Raw genomic sequence first — 259 nt, forward strand, 5'->3', positions numbered from 1 at the left:
TTTGTGATCGCGATCGGGAGAGAGTCAGCGATGCTTCCTGCGGGTGCGAAGTAGGAGTCAGGGACTGAAGCCCCCGTTGCCAAAGGAGGGGTATGGCACGGCTGAAGCCGCAGATCCTTCGACTGCGCTGCGCTTCGCTCAGGATGACAGTTGTAGAAGTGAAAAGCTTGGGCGGAGTGAAGAGTCGTCTGGTTCGTGCTCTCGCGTGAATGGCCCACCTTAGCCGCTTCGCGGCGATGATGGGCCATTCGTTCGGTTT

The 259-nt window shown here is 58.7% G+C and carries 1 protein-coding gene; it reads right to left on the reverse strand.

Annotated elements, in window-relative coordinates; genetic code table 11:
• On the reverse strand, positions 1-248 hold a 248-nt coding region (locus JAO29_RS23160), incomplete at its 3' end, for a hypothetical protein (protein ID WP_334270652.1).
• Between the last annotated feature and the right edge of the window lie 11 nt (positions 249-259).

Source organism: Edaphobacter sp. HDX4, from assembly GCF_036877565.1.
In the GTDB taxonomy this organism is placed as follows: Bacteria; Acidobacteriota; Terriglobia; order Terriglobales; family Acidobacteriaceae; genus Edaphobacter.